Genomic DNA, 25,139 nt, shown 5'->3' on the forward strand with positions numbered 1-25,139 from the left:
TTCCTAACTATACGCTACCCAACTGTTAGCTGTCTTACTAAATGATATTAAGAACAGTCCAAGCGCAATGAGTTGAAAAGCAACTTGAATAATAGCAGCGCGTTCCATGCCCTGGGCACTAAATAATAAAACCAATGCTGCGCCTAGTATCGATAAGCGCGCATATATTGGCGAGTAAGAAATATTCACCAGTACCTTAGGAACAGTACCTCACTTACAGACCATCAAATGCAATATGAAGATTAAATAAGATAAACGACATTCCTGCTTTATTCAACAGGTGCTGATTTTACTGAGATAAAAGCTGACAAACTGCTGGTTAGTAAAGGTTTTGGTTGAATGAAATTGTGATTTTGTTATTGTAAAAGGTAGGTTCACTTTAAAAGATATGCTAGGTTTGTTTCTTCACGCACATTTTATGTTCAGGTAAAAGCTTGTGGAAAAGGAGCGACTCGTTTTAATATAACAGCTGGTAATCTTAAAACCTTGGTAGTGCTTATTTGTTTATTGGCAAAAAACACCGCATTGTCGCTAAAGTCGATGAACTAGTCCAAAGCTTAATCTACGCATATAGACATTCAGATCGCATATCAGATGATCGGTCAATTAAGCAGATAAATTTTGTGGATTAATGGCCTCATCAATCCAACTCTGACGATTTATACTAGTGAAACACCCTTATCAAAATCAAATAACTAAGTATGCTTGCTTACTTCTTATCATCAAAGCGCCTTAATAGGTCACTTAATATAATGCAACCGGATTAATCATCGCCTGCACAGTCCCAACAATACGAGGCTGGCCTAGCACAAACATAAACTCATTAACACCTTCTCTTAGTAATGGACCCACGTTCATTGTTTCTAAAATATAGATACCGTTCTGTTTAAGCAATATAACGTGGCCATAAAATACCTTATCTCCCTTGGGTGCAGGAATAGGCTCCAATCCCCAAGTGTCTGAACCTACAGCCATCGGATTGAGTGAAGCAACATATTGTGCTCCTGCATTGTTCAAGCCTGGTGCTACGCTTCCCCATATAGCAGGATCGCTAGCAAGCTTGCCCTCAGTCCAGCCGGTATGAAACAAAATGATATCGCCCTCACCCATTGTTACACCTTGCGCTTTTGCAGCCGCTTTTATGTCAGCAGGACCAAAGTGCTGGCCCGCCTCCATTACCTCAACGCCGGCGTGCGCCGCCATATCTAGTATGACAGCTCGCCCTACTAATGGAGGCACTGCGTGCGTGCCCAACTTGGTCAAACCGGTGATTGCGCTTATTTCTTTTTCATCTAAACAGTTATAGTATTTGCCGTTTTCTCCGAAATGACCCAATCCATCTAACTGCGAGCCTATACCCACCCATGTTTGCAAAATATCATCATTATAATTGGCCTCATAACCCATAGCAGTTAACTTTTGACCACCTTGCTGATTGGGTTGCACCACTTGCAAACTTAACGACCGAGGCGGAAAAGCGGGCGCATCGGGACCAATTGCAATCCCCAATGGCATCGACTTACCCTGCTTAATAAGCTTCGCAGCTTCTAATATGCGCTGCGGCGTCACCAGATTCGCAGAACCAAGCGTGTCTTGAGCGCCCCATTGGGAAGAAACATCGCAATCTGCAAAAGCGCCGCTAGTCGCTAATCCAAGAGTAATGAAAAGGGCTGAAAGGTGTTTGAATGTCATGTTGTTTCTCCGTTATTGAAAACGTCCGTTTAAGCATAAATCAATAATAAAATTTAATACTTTGAAGCGTAATAGCACGGCATTTTTGAGACATTGGCAAGAATTTAATGTGGTAAGACTAACATACTAAATTGAAATGTGGCTCATCTCAGGTCAAATTCCATAACAATAAAGGTTCATACTTTTAGTCAGTAAATGGCGGACAGCTGCCTTAAGCATTCCGCTCATTTCGCAACTGTTAATTTGCATCTAAAACTGAGCCATAGAGGTGCGGCCACTCGCAGGCGGTCCGTCAATTTCTTTGCTCTGAGTCGACATCTGCCACAAGGCCACTTCGCCGCGGCGGCGCACTGCGGTCATGACCTGAACCGCGACACACCGATAATGCGCAAAGCGCCTCCTAGGAAACAGCAACTGGCGCGTCCTGGGCTTGAGAATACTGTAACGAACAAGATTTCTGCGACAAAACGTTTTTCGTAGAGATTAAAGTAGGAAGTGTTTCGAAATTTTCACTTTAGACCAATCGCCCAAATTACAGACAAAAAATAGTTGATTAAAATAAGCGAAGACAGAGCGAACCCAATTATGAGGCTGTAACAAAATTTGTGTCCTGCTATTTAATTATCAGTCTATTCACAGTCTATTCACAGTCCATAACTACAATTGCATCTTCTAGTAATTGTACGTTATTAAAACCTAGGTTTTCCGCCGTTATTAGCGATGAGATTGGAATTTCATAGACGTTAATTACACCTGTTTCGGCTCCACATACTGCAACCACAACATTTCCATCATTACCTTCAGAAGAGCAAATGACATTAATATTAGCGTCTATTAATTCTGACAACATATTGTCTAACGGTACTCCGCTTTCAACATCACATTGAACCGATCCTTTGTATTTATAAACCAATACGGTATCGTCTTTATCTTTGTCGTCACATCCAGTAAAAAGAAAAGTAGCACACAATACGAAAACTAATTTATTCATATTCAATGTCCATTAAGTTGCCATAAAACTAAGTTCTCCATTTGGTTTTAGTACTATACTATTTATACTTTGTATATGTAATACTTGGTAATCTATTACCGACGCTTAGGTTATTTAAAAAATACTGACTTACCTTTATAAAAAGCACCCTATATTGGCACAAACAAGTAACTTACTGCCACCTATGCGAGCAACTCCACGGCAAGAGTTTACTAGCAGGGACTGCTGGGGCCTTAGCTTTATCTAATTTATCCACCAATCCTGTATTCTTACAAAGAGAGTCGGAATCAACACGCCTGCCAAATGTTTTTGTCTATTTACTGAATGAAACCCATACCTAGCGCTAGCAAATCTTAATTTTCTTTACCATTTACCTGTTCCAACGGTCACATCAATAACCCTAAATTTAGTAAAATCAGACTCTGTTGAACAGGTGCTGATTTTACTAAGATGAAAGCTCACAAACGGCCTGTTGCTAAGAGTTTTGGTTGAATGAAATTGTGATTTGGTTATAGTAAAGGGTAGTTTCACTTTAAAAGATACGCCAAATTGCCTTCTTCACGCACATTTTATGTTCAGGTAGAAGCTTACGGAAAAGGAGCGCCTCGTTTTAGAATAGCAACTGGTAATCTTAAAACCTTGTTAGTGCCTATTTGTTCATTGGCAGAAAACCACCGCATTGTCACTAAAGTTGATGAACTAATGGCGTTATGTTACCAATTAGAATCGCAATCAGAAGCCAGAATCCAAGTGTAGTGGCAAGCTATCATAGAGGAATTAAATTCTACGACTAACACAGGTTTACCAAACAACTCGGCTTGCAGTTTAGCACTCTTAGTTGCTTCAATAGTAATAGCCATTTTTACCCCTAAAATAATTTTATCCTCATGTTTACCCACAGTTGAATTGGTTTAATACTGTACAAGCTGATCAGATTTGTACAGTTGATGACATCTACGGGGGTTGTCTAACAAGATGTTTAGCGGATTTTAGGTGTAAAAAAAGACGCCGTTGTGGCGTCTTTTTTATCGGATTGGTGGAGCTGGCGGGAATTGAACCCGCGTCCAGAAAGCGTCAACCATTGGCACTACATGCTTAGTTTGTCTTTATTCTCGTAATTAAGCTGCGAACAAACACGCCATTTAATCACATACCCGATTTAGTTTTAGTGGTTCAGCTCTCAGGTATAAGCATCCACACGAGCCTTTTTGGGTTTGACTCTTTGAACTCCCCGTCTTAAAGGCAGAAGCTAGGGCAAAGAGGCTCTATGCAGGGTATTAAGCTGCTAGTGCGTAGTTTTCGTCGTTTGCGACTATTTTTTTGCGGCTTTTTAAAGAGGCAAACCGCACCTCTGCATGCACCTCAAGCATCATTGAATCCTGTCGAATCCAGAGCAGCCCCGATGTGATTTGTATATTAACATACTACACTTACAATAAGCACTACAGTAATTACACTATTTATTATTGAAATATTAACCTTTCTTCATAATACGTTCTTTTTGGCGCGACCAGTCTCTGTCTTTAATAGCATCTCGTTTGTCATGGTCCTGTTTACCACGGGCAAGATAAATTTCAAGCTTTATCCAGCACGCTTTCCAATACATAGCGGTTGCTACAATGGTTAAGCCTTGTCTGTCCATGCCGCCCATAAGCTCTTCAATTTCACGCTTATTCATTAATAGCTTGCGCATGCGTGTTGGGTCACATACAACATGAGAAGAGGCTTGCGTGAGAGCTTGGATGCTAATGTTCGTTACGTAAGCTTCGCCATTTTTGATAAATACGTAGGCATCGGTTATATTTGCTTTGCCAGCGCGAATACTCTTTACTTCCCACCCCTGTAAAGTAAGCCCAGCCTCAAACTTACTGATAAGTTGATAATCGTGGCGCGCTTTTTTATTTAACGCGATGGTATTGTTATTTGATTGTTTCTTTTTCATCTCTGTATTATACCTATAAACGCGATGAGGGGAAAACAATCGTTTGTAAAATGATAACTATTATTTAGATCAATCAAAACAATGTAGCAAGGCGTAAAATATATGCGTAAAATGCATCCGAAGGATATTTATATCTCGACGCTTGAAAAATTGATTTTTACCCTTACTTTTTTTAACCAGCTATCAAGAAGCCCTTATAAGTTGAGACATGCCAAATATTAATAAAAGTGCCTTAGTTCCCTATAGCGCTAAACAGATGTATGCACTGGTGAATGACGTTGAATCCTATCAAGACTTTCTGCCAGGGTGTCGTTATAGTGAAGTGTTATATGAAACAGAAAATCACATGGAAGCGAAAATGGTGCTAGTCAAAGCAGGGATAGAACAAACCCTAGTTACCAGCAACACCTTAGATGAAGGCCGTAGTATTAAAATGAGTCTGTCAAAAGGGCCATTCAAAGCCTTAGGCGGAGGCTGGACTTTTACGCCTTTGTCTGACGAGGCCTGCAAAATAGAGCTATCTTTGGATTTTACTTTTTCAAGTAGAATGGTCGACATGGCATTTGGGAATGTCTTTCGCTCAGTAACCAGTAACATGGTAAAAGCCTTTACACAGCGAGCCAAACAGGTTTATAGCTAGTGCCTGTTAATAAAATTTTCATAGAAGTAACTTATGCACAGCCGGCTAAGCAAACGCTTCTAAGCTTAGCTGTAGAGGCCGATACTACGGTGCAAAGTGCAATTGAACAGTCTGGCATACTAGACATGCATACAGAGATTAATCTAAGCGAAAATAAAGTGGGCATATGGTACAAAGTGACTAAGCTGTCTACGGTGTTGAAGCTAGGCGACAGAATCGAAATTTATCGTCCAATGACAGCCGATCCCAAAGAAGCGCGTAAACTGAGGGCATTGAAGGCTAAAGATGAGGGACGGGCTAATAAAATAACGGGTGCCAAGGTGTGATTACACACCGCTGTTAAAGACACCCAACATATTACATTTAATACTTTTTGCGTTTAAGTCCTGTATTCGCCAATATCTTCGCTGATATTTCCTCTACGGAGAATTTAGTGCTGTTTATAAATGGGATCTTTTCTTTACGATATAAATTTTCAACTTCACGCAGCTCCATTCTGCACTGCGGCATAGACGCGTATCTGCTATTGGCGCGTCTTTCAGAACGAATTGCATGTAGCCTGTCGGCGCTTATGGTTAGCCCATACAGCTTGTCTTTAAAACGTCTCAGTACAGGCGGCAGCTTCAATATATCGCCCATATCTTCTTCGGTAAATGGATAATTCGCCGCCTTAATGCCGAATTGTAGCGCTAAATATAAGCTAGTAGGTGTTTTTCCTGAACGTGAAACGCCCACGAGAATAATATCAGCTTCTTGATAATCTTTTAGGTTCGAACCATCGTCATTGGCTAGGGCATAGTTAACAGCTTCTATGCGTATGTCATAGGTTTTCTCATGTATTGAGTGCGTTCTATGTTTTTCGGGTTTTGAAGGTACACCAATGACCTTTTCTAATGGAGCAACAAACTGATTTAAAAAGTCGTAGTTAATTCCAGGTGAATTGCTAATTATTTTACCAATTTCAACGTTCACCATCGTATAGAAGACGAGAGGCCGGTCACCAGATGCCTCGAACGAGCTTTTTATTTGTGAAATGACCTCTAGGGCATGTTGTTCTGTTTCAACAAATGGGATAGTGATATGTTCAAATTCAATGGGAAATAGCGACAATAATGCATGCCCAAAAACCTCTGAAGTAATAGCAGTACCGTCTGATATATAGAATGCTGTTCGCACAACATCTCCTTAACAATGTTGTAATTAAATTACGGGAAAAAATAAATTTTACTTTCACGTGAAAGCGCACTTACAATTCGTATATTACAACGCTAGCACACTTAGGTGTTTTGTAATAGAGATTGAAATTTGTCAGCTAATATTGCTGGTTTTTATTGCCACATTTGAAATTTAACGCTTTTCCGGAGGTTTTTACAGTGCAAGAATATGTTCTTTGGTATCAAGAATTAGGCATGGACGATGTTAACCGAGTGGGAGGCAAAAATGCTTCTCTTGGCGAGATGATATCAAATTTATCTAATGCTGGTGTTCAGGTTCCCGGTGGTTTTGCGACCACGGCCTATGCATTTAACCAATTTTTAGAAAAAAGCGGTGTTGAATCACAAATTTATACCTTACTCGACGCGCTAGACGTAGACGATGTAAATGCACTAGCAAGAGCAGGTAGCCAAATTAGACAGTGGATCATAGAAACGCCATTTCAAACTGAATTAGAAGACGCCATTAAAGTTGCTTTTGACAAACTTGTTGAAGAAGGTGGCAGCGGTGCTTCGTTCGCAGTGCGTTCTTCTGCAACAGCTGAAGATATGCCTGACGCATCTTTTGCCGGACAACAAGAAACCTTTTTGAATGTAAAAGGGTATGAGTCTGTATTAATCGCTATGAAGCATGTGTTTGCGTCCTTGTTCAATGACCGCGCTATTTCATACCGTGTACACCAAGGCTATGACCACAAAGGCGTAGCGTTATCGGCAGGTGTCCAGCGCATGGTACGAAGCGATCTATCATCTTCTGGCGTTATGTTTACAATTGACACTGAGTCAGGTTTTGAAGACGTGGTTTTTATTACTTCCTCATATGGTTTAGGTGAAATGGTAGTGCAGGGCGCGGTAAACCCAGACGAGTTTTATGTACATAAGCCAACCTTGCAAAGCGGCAAACCCGCGGTGCTGCGCCGTAACATCGGCAGCAAGCTCACGAAAATGATTTATTCAGAGGATTTAGAGCACGGCAAGCAAGTAGATATTGTGGATATTGACAAATCGGACAGCAAGCAGTTTTCAATAAACGACGAAGAAGTAATGGAATTAGCCAAGCAAGCCATGGTAATTGAGAAGCACTATGGTCGTGCTATGGATATTGAGTGGGCAAAAGACGGCACCGACGGCAAGCTATATATTGTACAGGCTCGACCAGAAACCGTTAGAAGCCGCGAAGACATGCAGGTAATTGAGCGCTATCAGCTTAACGGTGACGCGAAACTAGTATGCGAGGGCCGTGCAATAGGCCATAAAATCGGTGCTGGAAAGGCAAAGGTATTAGGATCTATTGCCGAAATGGATAAAATTGAAGCGGGCGACGTGTTGGTAACGGATATGACCGATCCTGATTGGGAGCCTATCATGAAGCGTGCCTCGGCCATTGTGACAAATCGCGGCGGGCGTACCTGCCATGCAGCAATTATTGCACGTGAAATGGGTATTCCAGCTGTTGTAGGCTGTACGAATGCAACCGACTTGATAGCAACCGGCGATGAAATAACCGTGTCGTGTGCCCAAGGTGATACCGGCTATATATACGGCCAACTGCTCGACTTTGATGTGACCACCTCCAGAGTAGATGCAATGCCTGAATTACCGCTTAAAATAATGATGAACGTGGGCAACCCTGAACGTGCTTTTGACTTTGCTAGACTACCAAATGAAGGCGTAGGCCTTGCAAGGCTTGAATTCATTATTAATAGAATGATTGGTGTGCATCCAAAAGCACTGCTTAACTATGTTGATCAGCCTTTAGATGTAAAAGAAGAAATAGACGACATGATTGCAGGTTACTCGTCGCCTGTAGAATACTATATTCAAAGACTGGTGGAAGGCATAGCATCTATTGGCGCGGCGTTTTCCCCAAAAAAGGTTATTGTTCGCATGTCAGATTTTAAGTCTAACGAGTATTTCAACCTTGTTGGCGGATACCAATACGAACCTGACGAAGAAAACCCAATGTTGGGCTTTAGAGGGGCTAGCCGCTATATATCGGAAAGTTTCAGAGACTGTTTTGCACTTGAATGCGAAGCTATCAAACGAGTACGTAACGACATGGGCTTAACCAATGTTGAAATAATGATCCCCTTCGTTAGAACGGTAGACGAAGGGCAGCAAGTGATGGATTTACTTGCTTCAGAAGGTCTCGTAAAAGGCGAAAACGGCCTGCGTGTTATTATGATGTGTGAACTGCCATCTAATGCCTTACTAGCGGATCAGTTTTTAGATATTTTTGATGGATTTTCAATAGGATCAAACGATCTTACTCAGCTTACACTAGGTTTAGACAGAGACTCTGGCTTAATAGCACATTTGTTTGATGAACGAAACGAAGCCGTAAAAGTGTTACTCTCAATGGCAATAAAAGCTGCTAAAGCACGTGGCAAATATGTGGGTATATGCGGACAAGGACCTTCTGATCATGAAGACTTTGCGGCGTGGTTAGTTGAGCAAGGAATTGACAGCGTTTCACTCAACCCTGATACGGTAGTACAAACATGGTTGTATTTAGCCGAGCAGCACGCTAAGTAAGACTCGCTTCTTACAAGGATGAACTTAAAAAGCCACCTTGCATAATAAATAGGTGGCTTCTTACTCATAATCTCAATGACAAAGCATTTGCTTGTATTTACGTCATATTAAGAAAAGATGTTACCGTAATTTATTGCGGCAAAATGTGAAAGATAAATAAACGTCAACAATGTAGAGCAGTAGCAAAAACAATCACCACTGTAAGTAGGTGTTAACCTTGTGGTTGCCTTCTTTGAGCAGCAAATTTCTCTAACTGCTTTCGCTTCATTATTTTGCAGCCCATTGTTTTTTAGTATTTTTTCTGGCTAGGTAGGCAACTAATGCGACGGGATGTCTGCGTTTAAATAGTTTTTTAATAGTTTTGTCAATAAGATACCTCTGTAAAATAGGCATTATTACAGCACAATTAAGATTACGCTACTAGCTTGACTATAATGTGTTATCAACCTGTAGCAATATTTACTTAATCTTTTTTTATAAAAGAGTTGTGTGCTTCACGTTTACTATGCTGTAAATATATATTGGCTAGTATAAAGAGACAATATTTTGAAATAGATAAATATTAAATCTAGAGTCCTAGGTGGGCAGTAGGTATACTAGTGATTAATAATAAGGAGCTTATTTGTTGAACGTTCTACCACAACTTTCCCCTTTAGACACTGTGTCAAGTGAAACACGCGATTATTTACGTACACTGTCGGGCACCCAATATAGCGGAGAGATAGAAGTGACTTACGGTAGTCGTTTGGCGCTTGCGACTGACAACTCAATTTATCAGCAACTGCCACAAGCAGTAGTTCTGCCTAAGAGTGTGGCTGACTTACAGCTAATTGCACAAACCGCCAATATGCAGGCTGCAAAGGGTAAAGCGGCTATTACATTTAGCGCACGGGGGGGTGGCACAGGTACTAATGGTCAATCGCTAACGCCCGGTATTGTGGTTGATACTTCCAAGTATTTGAATCAAATTCTTGAGTTGAATTTAGAAGAACGGTGGGTACGGGTCGAGTGTGGCGTGATAAAAGACGTGCTCAACGATTTTTTACGACCTTACGGTTATTTTTTCTCTCCTGACCTGTCTACCAGTAATCGCGCAACCATTGGCGGTATGATAAGCACTGACGCATCAGGACAAGGCTCGTTGGTGTATGGCAAAACAAGTGATCACTTGTTAGGTCTTAAAACCGTGCTGGCAAATGGAGAGATGCTAGCAACGCAGCCGATGAGCCTGCAAGAGGCTCAACAAACGGCATCTTTAGACACCACGGTGGGCGCTATATATCGACAAATCTTAGCCACTTGTGTCAATAAGCGTGAAGATATTCTGGCTAAATTTCCACGACTAAATCGCTTTTTAACCGGCTATGATTTAGAACACGCTTTTGACGATATACAAAACAAAATAGATGCCGGGCGCTTAATTGCCGGCGCCGAAGGCTCACTGGGTTTTATTGCCGAAGCAAAGCTCAATATTACCAAAATTCCCAAACACACCACCCTCGTGAATATCAAGTATGACAACTTTGAATCAGCACTGCGTCATGCCCCTAGTATGATTGCTGCAAATGCAACCTCGGTTGAAACAGTCGACAGTAAAATCTTAAATCTTGCTCGAGCCGATCTTGTTTGGCACAGTGTGTCGGCTCTCATAAGCGACGTACCTAATAAGGTCATGGATGGCTTAAATATGGTGGAATACAACAGCGATGACAAGCATGAAATTGACCGAAAAATTCAAATTCTGTGCGACCGCTTAGATGCTGAAATACAAAATAACAATGAAAATGGCGTTATTGGTTATCAGTTAACATCGTCGCTACCTCAAATTAAAAAAGTGTACGGCATGCGCAAGCAGGCTGTCGGCTTACTGGGTAAAACAAAGGGGGCAAAAAAGCCCATTGCGTTTACCGAAGATACCGCGGTTCCACCAGAGCATTTAGCCGACTTTATTATGGAGTTTAGAGAGCTACTCGATAGTCACAAGCTCGATTACGGCATGTTTGGTCACGTTGACGCAGGCGTTTTGCACGTACGCCCCATGCTTGATATGTGCGACCCTGCACAGGAGCAATTGGTAAACACGATTTCGCATGAAGTGGTCGCCTTAGTGGCAAAGTATGGCGGCTTAATGTGGGGCGAACATGGTAAAGGTTATAGAAGCGAATTTGCCCCGGCATTTTTTGGCGAGTCTCTTTATGACGAGTTAAGAAAAATTAAGCGCGCATTTGATCCACACAACCAAATGAATCCGGGTAAAATTTGCACACCTTTTGATTCAGACCATCAATTAGTCAAAGTGAGCGACACCAAGCGGGCCAGTTATGACCGCCAAATTCCTATTGCATTTAAACAAGAGTTTGAGCCAGCCATGAGCTGTAACGGTAATGGTCTATGCTTTAACTACGACACAACGTCACCTATGTGTCCTTCAAGTAAGATTACCCACGACAGAAGACACAGTCCTAAAGGACGTGCAGGTCTCATTAGGGAATGGTTATTACAATTAAGCAAGCAGGGAGTAAGTGCTGAGACAGTGTCGCCTAGCAGCTTTAAAAGTAACCCGGTGGCGAAGTTATTTAGAAAGTTTTCGTCTCAAGACGATTTTAATCATGAAGTATTCGACGCCATGAACGGCTGTTTAGCGTGTAAGTCATGCTCAAGTCAATGTCCCGTTGGCGTTGATGTTCCCGACTTTAGAGCCAAATTCCTTGCTATTTATTACACTCGTTATTCACGGCCATTGAAAGACTATTTTGTTGCCAATGTAGAAACACTTACACCGCTTATGGCAAAAGCTCCCAGAACAGTAAACGCTTTAGTGCAATCTGCTCTTGGCTCTTGGGTTTTGCGCAACGCCATTGGGTACGTTGATACGCCAGCCCTGTCTTCGCCTGTTATTGAGCAGCGAGTTAAAGGGATCGCGCTTGTATGTAAGACACATAAAGATTTGACTATATTGCAAAATATGAGCGATGAACAACGTCAGCAGCATGTGCTTATTGTGCAAGATCCTTTTACCTCTTTTTATGATGCTGACGTTGTTGAGAAGCTCGCTAGTTTTATCAACAAAATAGGTAAAACACCTGTTTTATTACCGTTTTCGCCAAATGGAAAACCTCAGCACGTAAAAGGCTTTTTAGACAAGTTTGAAAAAACCGTCAATAAAACAGCTAGTTTTTTAAGCAGTATTGCTCAGCTTAACATTGCAATGGTGGGAGCCGATGCTTCTTTAGTGCTATGCTACCGCGATGAGTATGCCAAGATATTAGGACTTGCTGCCAATCAATTTGCTGTGCAAACGGTGTCGGAATGGTTACAAGGTTTAGATTTACGAAACATCACTGTGCTTGATAATCAAGAAACACGACACGACTACAAGCTGCTAGCGCATTGTTCTGAAAAAACAGCCTTGCCCGAAACAGAAGAAACGTGGAAAAAAATATTCGCTCAATTTGGTTTAACGCTCAATGTTACTAGTGTTGGCTGCTGCGGTATGGCGGGTACTTATGGCCATGAGTTAGAACATTTCAATAACTCAAGAGGTATATACGATCTTAGCTGGTCTGTGCATGCTAAGATGTCGACGCAAAGCAGTAGCGATGGCACTGCTGAAACGACTCTTGATGAATCAAGTACCCATAAAAACCCACAGCAGATACTGGTGACAGGTTACTCATGCAGAAGCCAAGTTAAACGTTTTGAGCAGTATAGGCCAAAACATCCTATTGAAGTGCTTGCGGGCATGCTCAAATAAGCAGGTAAATATACACGTAGTTAACAATATGTAAGATAACGATAGTAGTGAAAAAATGACAGATGAAATAAATAGCCAGGAAGCCCTATCAGCATGGGTTAAGCAGCAGTTCCAGAGAGCTAATAAACACCTTGCTGAAAAAGGAATCTTGTTTGACACTGTGGTTGTCGAAGAAAGTCGATACATGGCACCTGAAGTGGCGGTGTGGAAAATAAAAGACACGAAAAAGAATGTTTATTGGGTAATAAGCGGTAATTTACCTGCTGATGCTATTTCGGTTTCCGTGGCCAATTCAGCCAGAGAAGCAATACGACATTTCTCGTTGTCGTGGCAGTTAAAAGCGCAAAATATAATGAGCAGTGCAATTGTTGATAATACACAAAAAGAATTCGCAACATTACTGACTGAAAAAGCAGAGATGCTTTATGAAGTGCAAGAGAATGAAAAGTGGTGGCAAACAGGATAATGTCCCATCTTTGTCAGCATGTGGTATCCGCAAAATTATGCGCGTGATATTCACCGCTGCCATTATTGAGTGCTTACCACCATAAAGCATTACTCATCAGAGCTTTCGGTTTTTCTGTTAGTGAAAAAAGTCGTTCTTTTGACACGTATAGAAGCCGTTTTTGGCTCAAATAAAGTCTTTTCAATTGTCATATTAGGTAAACTAACATAGAACTTGCTTAACTCTTTATTGGCTTTTTGTTCAGCTTCGATTATTTGAACAATTTCAATTTTACTGATTTTGCTGGTTTGTGTAGGCACTACTTCGTTAGTTGAACCAGGTAGGGCGCTTACGTTGGTTAAGCTTGTAATAAAAGCCAAACTTGCGATAGTTATATTCACTTCTTTTCCTTTGTATAAAAAATGTTTAAAAATTGCATTAAATTCGACAAATTAATAATACATCTTTAACATATTGGTTTTTAAAGATATATTTTGTGTCACTGTCTATATTACGGCTACAATTGAAAAAAGATAAACGACAAAAATTGATTTTTCGCATGAAAAAAACTAATATTTAAATCTACTTTTATACAAAGACTCATTATGCTAAAACGATTACCACCGCTTAACTCACTCAAAGCATTTGAGTCTGCCGCTCGCCACCTCAGTTTCACTAAAGCTGCAGACGAATTGTTTGTGACACAGGCTGCGGTTAGTCATCAAATAAAAAGTCTTGAAAGCTTTTTATCAATGAAGTTATTTCATCGTAAAAATCGCTCCTTGCTATTAACAGAAGAAGGTCAGTCCTACTTTCATGACTTACGCGATATTTTTGTGCATCTGCAAGAGGCTACCCAGCGTTTGGTGACACTTGGCACTAAAGGCGCAATCACAATCGCTACGCCACCCAGTTTCGCTAGTCAATGGTTGGTGCCACGGCTGCATCAATTTTCAGCCCAACACAGTGATATAGACGTGCGTATCAAAGCCGTTGACGCCGATGAGGGTTTTTTAGATGATTCGGTCGATATAGCAGTTTTTTACGGCAGGGGCAGTTGGTCAGGACTTGCCAGCACTAAACTGTTATCAGAATATTTAACGCCTATGTGTTCGCCGCGATTATTAGAAAGAGGTAAGCCGCTTGGCTCACTCGAAGATTTATCGCAGCACACCTTATTGCATGACAATACTCGAATCGCGTGGAAGAATTGGTTGAGCGCATTTGGCATTAAAAATATTAATGTCAATCAAGGGCCCATTTTCAGTCACACTATGCTGGTGTTACAAGCCGCCTGCATAGGTCAAGGCGTCGCACTTTCTGACACCGTGCTGGCGAAGCCTGAAATAGAAAGTGGCCGCTTAATTTGCCCTTTTAACGAGAAGATAGAATCGAAACTGAGTCATTATTTAGTTTGTAAGGAATCTCAAGTAGAACAAAGCAAAATCAAGGTGTTTAGTGAGTGGATGCTATCGCAGGCAAAATAACAATAATGGCAGCCGCCATTTACTTTAAAGAGCATTAATTAAAATGGACCTATTATTTTACTGCCGTGGCGGATACGAAGCCGATTTATTAGCTGAACTAGAACAAGCATTAGGTCAAAAGGGTCTGTTTGGTTACGCTAAAATGTCGAAAAACAGCGCTTTTCTTCGCTATTGTTTACCGCAACATAATGCGCAGCCTTACAGCCTCGAGTCGCTAAAAGCGATCAATGAACAAGTCCCCACATTAGAAAAGTTAGTATTTGCCAGACAAAAACTGCATGTACTTGCTGACATAGAGTTTGACAGCGAAGATAGAATTAGTACTTTGTTAAAGATGTTTGACGCGCATGCTTTGCCGATGTTTTCAGACGTATTCGTTGAGTACCCTGATTCTGAAGAAGGTAAACAGTTGGCTAAGTTCTGCAAGAAATTTACGGTACCGCTGCGTAATAAGTTAAGGCAGCAGGGGCATTTACATAAAAAACCGTCGAACAATCAACCATTTCTGCATTTGTTTTTTCAACAAAGCGGTAAGTGTATAGTGGCAATAAGTATAGTAAATGATAGAAGCCTCCATCACTTAGGAATACAGCGTTTAAAGATGCCAAGTGCCGCACCTAGCCGTTCTACCTTAAAGCTTGAAGAAGCCATTCATCTTTTTTTCAACGAACGCCAAGCAAGCGCTTTATTTAGCCAAGGCATGCGAGCGGCTGACTTAGGCGCGTGCCCAGGAGGCTGGACCTATCAGCTAATTCAGCGAAAAATAGTGGTTGAGGCCGTTGATCATGGTGAAATAGCTGAAAACTTAATGGCAACAGGATTGGTTGAATATTACAGCCAAGACGGCTTTTTATATAAGCCGCAGCACAGCAATGTCGACTGGTTAGTGTGCGATATGATTGAGCAGCCCACACGCGTGAGTGAATTAATGCTGCAGTGGTTAGAAACTGGCAAGGCTAATGCCTGTATTTTTAATTTGAAGCTACCGATGAATAAACGACATAAAGTAGTTGCCCCAATATTGAGCCGATTAGAAAAAGCCTTGAACGACCGTTTTAGCGAAATTGTGATCAAGGCAAAACATTTGTATCACAATCGGGACGAAATAAGCGTGTTAATTATAGTTAACACCCAAATGATAAGTTCTTATAAGGAAAATAAGCGCTAAGAGCCTGTATTAGGGCTAACGTCGCGTAAAAAGAGGGGGTTCTTGTGGGAATATCAGTGCTTAAAAAAAATCCATATAAAAAATAAGATACAAAATGGTGTAATTTATATCCAATGCCTATATAATTCGCCGGAAATTTTTAACGAACTAATAAAGTGGGAAGCATGTCAGAACTAGCTAATTACAGAAATATTGGTATTTTTGCTCACGTTGACGCGGGCAAAACAACCACAACAGAGCGTATTTTAAAACTTACTGGTAAAATTCATAAGACTGGTGAAGTACACGATGGCGAATCAACGACCGATTTTATGGAACAAGAAGCTGAACGCGGTATCACCATCCAATCTGCTGCAACGACTTGTTTTTGGAGAGACCATCGTTTAAATGTTATCGATACTCCAGGGCACGTTGACTTCACGGTTGAAGTTTATCGCTCATTAAAAGTATTAGATGGCGGCGTAGGCGTTTTTTGTGGTTCTGGCGGCGTAGAGCCACAATCAGAGACTAACTGGCGTTATGCTAACGATTCTGAAGTAGCACGAATTATCTTTGTGAATAAAATGGATCGCATGGGCGCAGACTTTTACCGTGTTGTAAAACAGGTTAAAAAAGTTCTAGGCGCAAATCCATTAGTAATGGCATTACCCATTGGTGTTGAAGATGGTTTTGTGGGTATTGTTGATGTACTAGAGCAAAAAGCCTACGTTTGGGATGACACTGGTTTGCCTGAAAACTTTGTAATAACGGATATTCCTGCTGATATGATTGAAATAGCGGCTGAATATCGTGCAATGCTTGTAGAAATGGTTGTTGATCAAGACGACGACTTAATGATGGCGTACATGGATGGCGAAGAGCCCTCTGTAGTTGACCTGAAGCGTTGTATACGCAACGGTACACGTAAATTAGATTTCTTTCCAACATACTGCGGTTCAGCGTTTAAAAACAAAGGCGTTCAAAACATTCTCGATGCAGTTGTCGATTATTTACCAAGCCCAACAGAGGTTGACCCGCAAGACCTTACCGATCCTGAAACAGGCGAACCTACTGGCGAAGTAGCTACCGTTACTATTGATGAGCCATTTCGCGCACTTGCGTTTAAGATAATGGATGACCGTTTCGGCGCATTAACATTTATTCGTGTTTACTCTGGCAAATTGAATAAAGGTGACAGTATTCTCAATTCTGCCACGGGTAAAACTGAACGCATTGGTCGAATGGTTGAAATGCATGCAAATGACCGAACTGAAATAAGTTATTGTCAAGCCGGTGATATTGTTGCAATTGTTGGCATGAAAAACGTGAAAACAGGTCACACCCTTTGTGACCCGAAACATGAATGTACGCTTGAGCCAATGATTTTCCCAGAGCCGGTTATATCAATATCAGTTGCGCCTAAAGATAAAGGCTCAACTGAGAAAATGGGTATTGCAATTGGTAAAATGGTGGCTGAAGATCCATCTTTTCAAGTGGAAACAGATGAAGATTCAGGTGAAACTATTCTAAAAGGAATGGGTGAACTCCATTTAGATATTAAAGTAGATATTCTAAGACGTACCTACGGTGTTGATTTAGCGGTTGGACAACCTCAGGTTGCGTATCGCGAAACAATCACACAAGACATCGAAGACTCTTATACGCATAAGAAGCAGTCTGGTGGTTCTGGCCAATTTGGTAAAATTGACTATAGAATTCGCCCCGGTGAAGCGAATACTGGTTTTGTGTTTAAATCAGTTGTTGTAGGCGGTAACGTACCTAAGGAATTCTTTCCAGCGATTGAGAAAGGTTTTAAGAGTATGATGGGCCAAGGTGTTCTTGCAGGTTTCCCAGTATTGGACGTTGAAGTTGAATTATACGACGGTGGCTTCCACGCGGTTGATTCTTCGGCTATAGCATTTGAAATTGCTGCTAAAGGTGCATTTCGTCAGTCTGTTCCAAAGGCAGGTCCACAGTTAATCGAACCCATCATGAAAGTTGATGTGTTTACGCCCGACGACCATGTTGGTGATGTAATAGGTGACTTAAACCGTCGCCGTGGCATGATTAAAGACCAAGAAGCGGGTGTGACTGGTGTGCGAGTTAAAGCCGACGTTCCACTATCAGAAATGTTTGGCTACATTGGCACTTTACGTACTATGACGTCTGGTCGTGGTCAGTTCTCAATGGAGTTTTCACATTACAGCCCTTGTCCTAAGAATGTATCTGAAAAAGTAATTGAAGAAGTGAAAGCACGCAAAGAAGCTAAAAAATAGCGATTTTTGGCCTCTAGCTCAGCGAGTTTTTTGACTTGCTAAGCGCAAAAAAAACCAATCGTACAGATTGGTTTTTTTTTGCGTAAACTAATCACTGCTATCGCCAAGGTAATCCATGTCCTGCGCATAGTGAGTTTTTTGATTGCGGCTACCTTTTCATACCGCGCTTTAAGTCCCTGTTCAGATATTTGCGCTGCAGGACTATATTTGTGTATAAGTTTTATAAGGAAATTAATCATGTCAACACATCCTAATGCAGGAAAACAAGCTCAACAAAGCGAGCTAATTAATGTGGCTAAATTAACCAGTGATTATTATAGCTTACAGCCAGATATGAGCGATCCAAGCCAAGCGGTAAGCTTCGGGACATCAGGTCACAGAGGAAGTGCATTTAAAAGCAGCTTTAACGACGCCCACATAGCGGCTATTTGCCAAGCCTTAGCCGAGTATAGATTGGCTAACAATATTACGGGTCCGCTTTTTATTGGCAAAGACACGCATGCACTGTCAGAGCCTGCACTTGTCACTGCAATAGAAGTGTTTAGCGCAAACGAAGTGTCGCTAGTTATTCAAGAAAACAATGAATACACCCCCACACCAGTTATTTCTCAAGCGATTGTATCTTACAACAAAGGGCGTTTATCTAATCTTGCTGATGGTGTGGTGATTACCCCTTCGCACAATCCGCCTGCAGATGGCGGCTTTAAATATAATCAAACGCACGGCGGTCCAGCCGAAAGCGCTGTAACCATTCAAATTCAAAACCGCGCAAACGAAATACTTAATCATAAATTGCCCGTGAAACGGCATATTATCACCAAAGCGATGGCATCAAACTTTGTGAGCACGACTAACTTCGCAATAGACTATGTTGCGCAGTTGTCCGATGTTATAGACATGCAGGCTATCGCTAACGCTGGCCTAAGTTTAGGCACCGATCCCCTTGGCGGTTCGGGTATTCACTATTGGGATATGATCAGTGAACGCTATAATATTGATATAAAAGTGGTCAACAAATCGATTGACCAGCGTTTTGCATTTATGCCCTGCGACAAAGACGGCAAAATACGCATGGACTGTTCATCTGCATTTGCCATGTCGGGCTTAATAAAGCTCAAAGATGAGTTTGATATTGCCTTTGGCAACGATCCCGACTTTGACCGTCACGGCATTGTGTGCAAATCAAGTGGCTTAATGAATCCTAATCATTACTTGGCGGTTGCTATTAACTATTTATGTCAGCATCGGCCGCAGTGGTCTGCGAGTTTGGGCATAGGTAAAACCTTAGTGTCTAGTAGTATGATTGACAGGGTAGTTGGCAGGCTTGGGCGTAATTTGCTGGAAATGCCCGTAGGCTTTAAATGGTTTGTTGATGGCTTAGTCAATAAATCGATTGCCTTTGCCGGTGAAGAATCTGCAGGCGGCATCTTTCTACGTCGCAACGGTGAAACTTGGGCAACCGACAAAGACGGATTCATATTAAGCCTCTTAGCCGCTGAAATAACCGCTGTGACAGGCAAAGATCCGGGTGAACATTACACTGACTTTACCAAAGACTTCGGTGAACCAAGCTATACCAGAATAGATGTCGCTACGAGCTTAATGCAAAAACAAAAGTTGTCATCATTAACGGTAAGTGATATTGCTGCTACGATGATGGCGGGCGAGAGCATTATCAATGTGCAAACTCATGCACCTGGTAATAATGCGCCTATTGGTGGTATCAAGGTGAGTACGCAAAACGGCTGGTTTGCAGCGCGTCCTTCAGGCACTGAAGACGTGTATAAAATTTATGCAGAAAGTTTTAAAGGTGAAACTCATTTGCAGAACATTATTAGTGAGGCTGAGGCATTAGTTGCAAAGGCTATTTAATAGCTAAATGTATATTAATAGCTATCATAATGTTGTAAATATGTAAAACAAAGCGGATTAAAATTTATATATATCGAAATAGTATTAAAAATTAACAGGTTTTTAACGTTTGACTTGTTTTATTAGCGCTACATTGTAGAGTTGAAGAGAAATCTATAATAAAATTATGGGATGTTTTTTCTTTTTCAGGGTATTTATGAGTAGTCAAACAGATTCAAACATCACAACACCAATAAAAGCGGCAGCAAAGCTTAGAAAGCCAGCAACAACAAAAGCAAACCACGCGAGTCAATCAGAGAATTCCTATAGTACCAAATTAGATAAAAAAGCCTTCAAAGCATCGGTAATATCGCACTTGCATTCAACCTTAGGCACCGACGAGAACAAGGCCGACAATCACGCGTGGTTCAAGGCCACCAGCGCGGCAATTCAAGAGCTTGTGCTTAACAGATTACGTACCACTCAAAAAACGCACTATATGAACGACACGCGCGCGGTGCATTACTTTTCTGCTGAATTTTTAATGGGTCGTTTATTGTCAAACAACATGCATAACTTCGGCTTATTTGAAACTGCAGACGCTGCGCTAAAAGAGTTAGGCGTTGATATAAGCGATGTGCTTGAAGAAGAGCCTGACATGGCCCTCGGTAACGGTGGTTTAGGTCGCTTAGCCGCCTGTTTTATTGACTCATTAGCCACAATGGAACTTCCAGCAATTGGCTATGGTATTCACTATGAAAATGGATTGTTTAGGCAGGAAATAAAAAAAGGTGCGCAAATAGAGCGTCCGGACAGCTGGCGAGACTACGGTAATCCGTGGGAAATTTGTCGGCCAGAATCTACTCAAGAAGTACCGTTATACGGCTATGTTGAAACCAAATATGGCAGCAATGGGAATATTCAAAAAGAGTGGCACCCAGGCTCTATCGTAAAAGGAGTTCCTTGGGATATTCCGGTAGTGGGTTACGGCGGCAATACGGTAAATGTGTTGCGTTTATGGCAAAGTCAGTCATCTAGTCATTTCAACTGGGATGTATTTAATGCCGGAGGTTATGTTGACGCTCAGCGCGAAAACATTCAGGCCGAAACAATATCTAAAGTTTTGTATCCAAATGATGAGACCGAAGCTGGTAAAGAGCTGCGTCTTATTCAACAATATTTTTTCAGCGCGTGTTCTTTAAAAGACATTATTCGCCGTTATAAGCGCGCCCATGGCGACGATTGGACGCGCTTTTCTGAGCAAGTTGTTATTCAATTAAATGACACGCACCCAGCCATCGCAATTCCTGAGTTAATGCGCATATTGGTTGATCGAGCAGAGCTTGATTGGGATACCGCATGGGCTATTTCATCTAAAACCTTCGCCTATACAAATCACACTTTGTTGCCTGAAGCGTTAGAGCGTTGGCCTGTGCGCATGCTTGAAAAAATATTACCGCGTCACCTAGAAATTATCTATGAGATTAATCATCGTTTTATGCAAGAGCTTGAAAAGAAATGGCCCGGCGATAATGTGATGAAAGCGAAGTTGTCAATTATTGAAGAGTCTGATGAAAAAATGGTCCGAATGGGTAATCTCTCGGTAATTGGTTCGTTTAAGGTTAACGGCGTTGCTCAGATCCATTCTAAATTAGTCAAAGAAAACCTCTTTCCTGAATTTGATCAACTTTATCCAAATAAACTGACTAACGTAACTAATGGCGTGACGCCAAGGCGCTGGTTAAAAGCGTGTAATCCTCTATTATCAGCATTAATCACCAAGAAAATTGGCGACCAATGGCCGGTAAATTTGACGCAGTTAGACAAGTTGTCAGTCTTTGCCGACGACAAAACCTTCCAAAATCAGTTTATGAAGGTAAAGCAAAAAAATAAGGAAGCCCTAGCTAAGGAAATAAAGGCGATTACCGGCATAGCGGTAGACACTAAAGCTATATTTGACGTCCAAATAAAGCGCTTACATGAGTACAAGCGTCAGCACCTTAACCTTCTACATATTATGGCTTTGTATAAGCGCCTGCTTAAAGATCCTAGTTACGACATGCATTCGCGAGTGTTTATTTTTGGTGCAAAAGCAGCGCCTGGCTATACTCTTGCGAAAACGATTATTTATGCAATTAACAAAGTTGCGGATAAAATAAATAACGATAAGCGCATAAACAATAAGATTAAAGTCATATTTTTGCCAAATTATCGTGTGTCGCTAGCGGAGAAAATGATCCCCGCTGCAGACGTATCTCAGCAAATTTCAACCGCGGGTAAAGAAGCTTCGGGTACTGGCAACATGAAACTTGCCCTAAACGGCGCGGTCACCATTGGCACGCTAGATGGTGCGAATATTGAAATTGCAGAAGAAGTTGGCGCAGAGAATATCTTTATTTTTGGTAAAACGGTAGACGAAGTAGCGGCCATTAACAAAGCCGGATACAAGCCGTATGATTATTACTATAATAATAGCGAAATAAAAGCGCTACTTGACTGGCTTGATACAGACTACTTTACACCAGAACAGCCAGGAGCGCTGTCGAGCTTAAAACGCAGCATGCTAGAAGGCGGTGATCCTTACTTAGTGCTTGCCGATTTTGAGTCATACAGTAAAGCTAACGAAGCACTCGACAAAGCTTATAAAGATAAAGATCGATGGGCAAAAATGGCCATTCTAAACACCGCTAAAATGGGTAAGTTCACCTCGGATAGATCGGTACAAGAATATGTGGACCGTATTTGGAAACTTGACACATGTAAGGTGTAGCCTAGCTAAGGCTTATATTAAAGTATAGTAAGAACAAAAAAACCGGTTTACCCGGTTTTTTTGTTTAAGATATATCAACAATCTCTGATAAGACATAGAAGCGTATTTTATTAAAACTCGATCGCTAGGATTGTTACCTTTTTTATGAGTGTAAAATTAACGAAACATTTTAATGAAACTCTAAATCGATAGAGCGTGTCAGCGCTGATATTTTCGGTGTTACATTCACCCACACAGCAACTTAGACAAGCTTGCGCAATGAGCATGCTCGTTTATACAATTATTTTAAAACGCCTATGTTGGTAGAGGGCACCTGTTTTATTGCCGACTTTAAGGCTTTTTATTTTCTGAAGCGCTACAAACGGATACGGTTTTGGCCATGCTTAAGGTCGTTAATTTTCAATATATTATTCACCAATAGCACCAAAAAGTCGGCTAAAACTGTTATTATATTAATGGAATAATATATGAATGGGTGTAGTCAACGGTATGCAATTAGCAAAAAAATCTTATGAAAATTATAGTCATGAAAACCTTCTTAGTGTAATTCAATCCGATTTTCTGCAGTTTTCATTACAGTATACGAGTGAAAATCATGGGGCAGAATTCACGTTTGATAATGGGATATCTATGTGCCTCTTAGCCGATGGCATTGTTGCTTTTAATCACAATAACAAATCACCTACTAGTAAAAGCATCGTGCTGTCGTGCGGCATTCATGGCAATGAAACTGCGCCTATAGAAATTTGCAATCAACTTGTAAACGATTTAGTTAATCAGAAAATAAAGACAGATCATCGTGTGCTCTTTATCTTTGGCAACCTTGACTCAATGCCCAGTGCCCAACGTTTTATCGAAGAAAACCTGAATAGGCTTTTCAGCAAAGAGCAGTCATCAACAAGCATTGAAGGGTTAAGAGCTACCAAAATAATGCGTATTGTGGATGATTTTTTTAGCGCAGCCAGTGAGACTGCCGATCGAATTCACTATGACTTACATACCGCTATTCGTCCTTCAAAAAATGAAAAGTTTGCGGTATATCCGTTTTTACACGGCAAACCTTATTCTAAACAACAGCTCGCTTTCTTGTCTGCGTGCGACGTAAATACAATATTACTGTCGCAGTCGCCCACCACCACATTTAGCTATTACTCATCGTTAAATCATAATGCTAATGCTTTCACGGTTGAACTAGGCACAGTGATGCCGTTTGGTCAAAACGACATGTCAAAATTTACAGCGTTTATGGCGACACTCACCGAGCTATTAACTAAGCCTGACGTAAATCTGCCTGATTTCGGTCAGTGTAATATGGACATCTTTAATGTTAATCAAGTTATAAACAAGCACCATAGCGACTTTGCACTTCATTTTGACGACAACATTGCTAACTTCGAAACCTTTTCAAAAGGGGCCTTAATTGCCAGTGAAACAGGCTGTGAATATCGTGCCCAGCACGACGGTGAAGCCATTGTGTTTCCTAATGCGAACGTGGCCATTGGTCAACGCGCGCTGCTAACGGTTATTCCCTATGCGCTTTAAACTTGATAGCCGCTTGGCACAGGATTCAAGCTTGGTGACTGTAATTGGCTTAAGTCAAATAAGATTGAGCCATGACAGTCGATACCCTTGGCTTATCCTGATCCCACAAATTAATAACTGCAGCGAGCTTGATGACCTATCGTTTGAACAGCAAATAGAGGTACTGAAAGCCTCGAATATCCTAAGTGCTGTGCTTAAAAACTGCTTTTTTCCCACTAAATTGAATATCGCTGCCTTAGGCAACATGGTGAAACAGTTACATATTCATCATGTAGCGCGATTCGAGTACGATGATGCATGGCCAGGGCCTATTTGGGGCCGAGGCCATGCGATTGTTTATGCCAGTGATAAAAAAAAGGCGCTAATAGCCTTGCTGCGCCGCTCAATCACTAATTCAGTATATGCGACAGCCAATTAAATAACATTAAGCTTAAAACAAAGGATAAGTAATGATTATTACTACAACACATACAATCGAAGGTAAACCTATACAGGCCTATTATGGCGTTGTTATTGGTGAAGCTATTATGGGCGCTAATCTATTTAAGGATTTATTTGCCTCTATCCGCGATATTGTTGGCGGGCGATCGGGTGCATACGAGCAAGAGTTAACCAAAGCCAGGCGTGTTGCATTTGAAGAACTAAGCTATGAGGCTCAGCAATTAGGCGCGAACGCTATTGTTGGCGTCGATTTAGATTATGAAGTGGTCGGGCAAAAAGGCAGTATGCTTATGGTCAGCATTAGTGGCACCGCCGTGCGAATAGGCTAAGCGTTGAAGTGCATTTACAGTATTTTTACCTATTGAATAGCGGCAAAAACAGCGTAAAGCCTATTTAAATAAAGGCTTTTTCT

Annotated in this window: 19 protein-coding genes and 1 other RNA gene; 14 read left to right on the top strand and 6 right to left on the bottom strand. The window is 41.3% G+C overall.

Annotated features, from left to right (window positions below; translation table 11 throughout):
• Positions 1–744: 744 nt before the first annotated feature.
• Positions 745–1,692 carry a cyclase family protein gene (locus tag GPUN_RS03300; protein ID WP_006003380.1) on the bottom strand — a complete coding sequence of 316 codons (948 nt, stop codon included), beginning with the start codon at positions 1,690–1,692 and terminating at the stop codon, positions 745–747.
• A 640-nt stretch (positions 1,693–2,332) separates the two neighbouring features.
• Entirely contained in the window at positions 2,333–2,683 is a 351-nt protein-coding gene (locus GPUN_RS13615; protein WP_051987271.1) for a hypothetical protein, read from the bottom strand.
• A gap of 549 nt (positions 2,684–3,232) precedes the next feature.
• On the opposite strand from GPUN_RS13615, the gene GPUN_RS03310 reads away from it, so the two are divergent.
• Entirely contained in the window at positions 3,233–3,439 is a 207-nt protein-coding gene (locus tag GPUN_RS03310; RefSeq protein ID WP_006003383.1) for a restriction endonuclease subunit S domain-containing protein, read from the top strand.
• Between the two features lie 278 nt (positions 3,440–3,717).
• Here the strand turns inward: GPUN_RS03310 and ssrA are convergent.
• Both ssrA and smpB read right to left on the bottom strand, forming a co-directional pair.
• Positions 3,718–4,084: a transfer-messenger RNA gene (gene ssrA / locus GPUN_RS13840) on the bottom strand.
• 73 nt (positions 4,085–4,157) lie between these two features.
• Positions 4,158–4,625, bottom strand: a complete 468-nt coding sequence (gene smpB / locus GPUN_RS03315) for an SsrA-binding protein SmpB (RefSeq protein ID WP_006003385.1) — start codon at positions 4,623–4,625, stop codon at positions 4,158–4,160.
• Between the two features lie 208 nt (positions 4,626–4,833).
• Between smpB and GPUN_RS03320 the strand changes: the two genes are divergently transcribed.
• On the top strand, positions 4,834–5,265 hold the full coding sequence (locus tag GPUN_RS03320) for a type II toxin-antitoxin system RatA family toxin (RefSeq protein WP_006003386.1): 432 nt from the start codon (positions 4,834–4,836) through the stop codon (positions 5,263–5,265).
• Entirely contained in the window at positions 5,265–5,591 is a 327-nt protein-coding gene (locus GPUN_RS03325) for an RnfH family protein (protein ID WP_006003389.1), read from the top strand. Before GPUN_RS03320 ends, GPUN_RS03325 begins: the two co-directional genes overlap by 1 nt.
• A 37-nt stretch (positions 5,592–5,628) precedes the next feature.
• Here GPUN_RS03325 and ppsR read toward each other — a convergent pair whose 3' ends face one another.
• Positions 5,629–6,441: a posphoenolpyruvate synthetase regulatory kinase/phosphorylase PpsR gene (gene ppsR / locus GPUN_RS03330; protein ID WP_006003391.1), complete on the bottom strand. Its 813-nt coding sequence runs from the start codon at positions 6,439–6,441 to the stop codon at positions 5,629–5,631.
• Between the two features lie 197 nt (positions 6,442–6,638).
• Between ppsR and ppsA the strand changes: the two genes are divergently transcribed.
• The 3 genes from ppsA (at position 6,639) to GPUN_RS03345 (ending at position 13,234) form a co-directional block, all read left to right on the top strand.
• The gene (ppsA, locus tag GPUN_RS03335; RefSeq protein WP_006003392.1) at positions 6,639–9,014 is read left to right on the top strand and encodes a phosphoenolpyruvate synthase; all 2,376 of its coding nucleotides are present in this window, start codon (positions 6,639–6,641) and stop codon (positions 9,012–9,014) included.
• A gap of 625 nt (positions 9,015–9,639) precedes the next feature.
• Complete coding sequence (gene ydiJ, locus GPUN_RS03340) at positions 9,640–12,768, top strand: D-2-hydroxyglutarate dehydrogenase YdiJ (protein ID WP_006003394.1); 3,129 nt, start codon at positions 9,640–9,642, stop codon at positions 12,766–12,768.
• A 55-nt stretch (positions 12,769–12,823) separates the two neighbouring features.
• Positions 12,824–13,234, top strand: a complete 411-nt coding sequence (locus GPUN_RS03345; RefSeq protein WP_040520109.1) for a DUF4826 family protein — start codon at positions 12,824–12,826, stop codon at positions 13,232–13,234.
• Between the two features lie 89 nt (positions 13,235–13,323).
• Here GPUN_RS03345 and GPUN_RS03350 read toward each other — a convergent pair whose 3' ends face one another.
• Positions 13,324–13,614 carry a hypothetical protein gene (locus GPUN_RS03350; RefSeq protein ID WP_006003396.1) on the bottom strand — a complete coding sequence of 97 codons (291 nt, stop codon included), beginning with the start codon at positions 13,612–13,614 and terminating at the stop codon, positions 13,324–13,326.
• 204 nt (positions 13,615–13,818) lie between these two features.
• Here GPUN_RS03350 and GPUN_RS03355 point away from each other — a divergent pair, with 204 nt between their 5' ends.
• The 8 genes from GPUN_RS03355 to GPUN_RS03395 all read left to right on the top strand — a co-directional run bounded on the left by GPUN_RS03355 (position 13,819) and on the right by GPUN_RS03395 (position 25,056).
• Positions 13,819–14,700: a transcriptional regulator GcvA gene (locus GPUN_RS03355; protein ID WP_006003398.1), complete on the top strand. Its 882-nt coding sequence runs from the start codon at positions 13,819–13,821 to the stop codon at positions 14,698–14,700.
• Between the two features lie 43 nt (positions 14,701–14,743).
• On the top strand, positions 14,744–15,868 hold the full coding sequence (gene rlmM / locus GPUN_RS03360) for a 23S rRNA (cytidine(2498)-2'-O)-methyltransferase RlmM (protein WP_006003400.1): 1,125 nt from the start codon (positions 14,744–14,746) through the stop codon (positions 15,866–15,868).
• Positions 15,869–16,032: 164 nt separating this feature from the next.
• Positions 16,033–18,123: an elongation factor G gene (gene fusA, locus GPUN_RS03365; protein ID WP_006003402.1), complete on the top strand. Its 2,091-nt coding sequence runs from the start codon at positions 16,033–16,035 to the stop codon at positions 18,121–18,123.
• A gap of 237 nt (positions 18,124–18,360) precedes the next feature.
• Positions 18,361–19,995, top strand: coding sequence for a phosphoglucomutase (alpha-D-glucose-1,6-bisphosphate-dependent) (pgm, locus tag GPUN_RS03375; RefSeq protein WP_006003405.1), 1,635 nt, complete (start codon positions 18,361–18,363; stop codon positions 19,993–19,995).
• A gap of 196 nt (positions 19,996–20,191) precedes the next feature.
• Positions 20,192–22,744, top strand: a complete 2,553-nt coding sequence (locus GPUN_RS03380; protein WP_006003406.1) for a glycogen/starch/alpha-glucan phosphorylase — start codon at positions 20,192–20,194, stop codon at positions 22,742–22,744.
• Between the two features lie 471 nt (positions 22,745–23,215).
• A complete protein-coding gene (gene astE / locus GPUN_RS03385; protein WP_006003408.1) occupies positions 23,216–24,286 on the top strand; it encodes a succinylglutamate desuccinylase in 1,071 nt (356 codons plus the stop codon).
• Complete coding sequence (locus GPUN_RS03390) at positions 24,276–24,704, top strand: HIT domain-containing protein (RefSeq protein ID WP_040520111.1); 429 nt, start codon at positions 24,276–24,278, stop codon at positions 24,702–24,704. The genes astE and GPUN_RS03390 overlap by 11 nt, the downstream gene beginning before the upstream one ends.
• Before the next feature lie 31 nt (positions 24,705–24,735).
• Positions 24,736–25,056, top strand: coding sequence for a heavy metal-binding domain-containing protein (locus GPUN_RS03395; protein ID WP_006003410.1), 321 nt, complete (start codon positions 24,736–24,738; stop codon positions 25,054–25,056).
• Positions 25,057–25,139 lie beyond the last annotated feature (83 nt).

Origin of the sequence: Glaciecola punicea ACAM 611, assembly GCF_000252165.1 — a bacterium.
Taxonomy (GTDB): Bacteria; Pseudomonadota; Gammaproteobacteria; order Enterobacterales; family Alteromonadaceae; genus Glaciecola; species Glaciecola punicea.

Bases quoted from the DNA above. Each gene is read 5' to 3' on its own strand.
- GPUN_RS03320 (WP_006003386.1), top strand. From the start codon at position 4,834: ATGCCAAATATTAATAAAAGTGCCTTAGTTCCCTATAGCGCTAAACAG.
- pgm (WP_006003405.1), top strand. From the start codon at position 18,361: ATGTCAACACATCCTAATGCAGGAAAACAAGCTCAACAAAGCGAGCTA.
- rlmM (WP_006003400.1), top strand. From the start codon at position 14,744: ATGGACCTATTATTTTACTGCCGTGGCGGATACGAAGCCGATTTATTA.
- GPUN_RS03380 (WP_006003406.1), top strand. From the start codon at position 20,192: ATGAGTAGTCAAACAGATTCAAACATCACAACACCAATAAAAGCGGCA.
- GPUN_RS03390 (WP_040520111.1), top strand. From the start codon at position 24,276: ATGCGCTTTAAACTTGATAGCCGCTTGGCACAGGATTCAAGCTTGGTG.
- GPUN_RS03355 (WP_006003398.1), top strand. From the start codon at position 13,819: ATGCTAAAACGATTACCACCGCTTAACTCACTCAAAGCATTTGAGTCT.
- GPUN_RS03345 (WP_040520109.1), top strand. From the start codon at position 12,824: ATGACAGATGAAATAAATAGCCAGGAAGCCCTATCAGCATGGGTTAAG.
- GPUN_RS13615 (WP_051987271.1), bottom strand. From the start codon at position 2,683: ATGAATAAATTAGTTTTCGTATTGTGTGCTACTTTTCTTTTTACTGGA.
- smpB (WP_006003385.1), bottom strand. From the start codon at position 4,625: ATGAAAAAGAAACAATCAAATAACAATACCATCGCGTTAAATAAAAAA.
- fusA (WP_006003402.1), top strand. From the start codon at position 16,033: ATGTCAGAACTAGCTAATTACAGAAATATTGGTATTTTTGCTCACGTT.
- GPUN_RS03395 (WP_006003410.1), top strand. From the start codon at position 24,736: ATGATTATTACTACAACACATACAATCGAAGGTAAACCTATACAGGCC.
- GPUN_RS03300 (WP_006003380.1), bottom strand. From the start codon at position 1,692: ATGACATTCAAACACCTTTCAGCCCTTTTCATTACTCTTGGATTAGCG.
- astE (WP_006003408.1), top strand. From the start codon at position 23,216: ATGGGTGTAGTCAACGGTATGCAATTAGCAAAAAAATCTTATGAAAAT.